The organism is Bacteroides sp. CAG:633 (assembly GCF_000435115.1).
GTDB lineage: Bacteria > Bacteroidota > Bacteroidia > Bacteroidales > Bacteroidaceae > Bacteroides > Bacteroides ndongoniae.
In genome coordinates this window covers 5,614-6,720 of the sequence record NZ_FR883070.1, presented here as the reverse complement: position 1 = coordinate 6,720, position 1,107 = coordinate 5,614, and the positions used below count along the sequence as shown (strand labels likewise).

The 1,107-nt window shown below is 57.5% G+C and carries 2 protein-coding genes (1 of these 2 only partly in view); both read right to left on the bottom strand.

Going from position 1 to position 1,107, the window contains the following annotated elements:
* A protein-coding gene (locus QVP67_RS07985; RefSeq protein WP_022163042.1) for an alpha-galactosidase crosses the window boundary here: on the bottom strand, positions 1 to 920 show its 5' portion. It extends 1,330 nt beyond the left edge of the window; only the first 920 of its 2,250 coding nucleotides appear in the window; its start codon is at positions 918 to 920; its stop codon lies beyond the left edge, outside the window.
* 21 nt (positions 921 to 941) lie between these two features.
* Positions 942 to 1,107: GH32 C-terminal domain-containing protein (locus QVP67_RS07980; RefSeq protein ID WP_288180028.1), on the bottom strand; the 166-nt coding region annotated here is incomplete at its 5' end.

Sequence of the window (1,107 nt, the reverse complement as noted above, 5' to 3'; positions counted from 1 at the left end):
GCCTGCAGGTCGCGGCTGCCCTGGCCGGTACCTTCGGTGCTCAGCGTGAAGATGAATTCGGGAGTAGTGAAGACCTCATCGCGATTCAGCCGATAGGCCGACGCATACGGATTGATACCGGGAATGATGCGCAAGTTGCCCACGTTGTCCACCTCGAAGGTAAAGCGGAAGTTGCCTGTCCACGCCAATGTGCCCATCAGCACTTCGCCCTGCCGTTCCTGGGCAGGCTGGTCCAGCCCCACGATAAAGAAGGGATGGGTGTACATGGCGGCACGGCTGCCCAACTTGGTGTCGAGCACCTTCTTGCCGAAAAGCAGGGGCTGCGTGCTCATCTGTGCTTCCTTGGCCCAGTCGCTACTGAACTCCGTCAGGTAGTAAGCCGGACGGCTGAAATAAAGCATGGTCGAGGCATAGGCCGACAAGGTAACAGGCTTCTTCTCCTGATGGCGGATTTCGCTCCAGGTCTTGATGACGTTCTCCTTCGGATAAGCCACGTAGTGCAGCGTCACGTCGACGGGATACTTGTCGTCGCGCAGCTGTATGTCGGTCTGCACGCCTCCCTCCACGGGGTACGAGGAGGACGAGACGTAGTAGAGCCATGTGGAAGGATTTCCGTCGTTGTGGGTGACGGCCAGGGCAGGTTCGAAGAAGTCTTCGTTGCCCGAACCGCTGTACACCTCCCACCCGCGGCGGCTGACACTGCCGTCCGAGGCGGGGTGCACACTCCAACCCAGTTCTTTCAGGTCGGACTCATTCAGCAGCCGTTCACCAAAGTAGCTCTGGTAGAGGCGGCCGTTGTCGCCCACCTGCAGCACCAGGTCGGTGCGGTCAGTGGAAATGCGTATTTGTTTCATGTCACTGGCATTCAGTGTAGTGGTGGCGAGCAGTGCAAGTGCCGCCGTTGCGATGAGGTGTTTCATGGGATATAAGGGCTTTTAGTGTTACAATCCTAATTGATGTATCTTCAGGTTCTTCACTTCGGCCTCACCTCCCAGAGTATAGAAACGCAGGGAATTGTAGGGCTGGGTGGGGAATACCAGGTTGGTCATGGCGATGCGGCCACCGTCCACGAAGATTTCAATGGAGCACTTGTCCACGAACACGTCG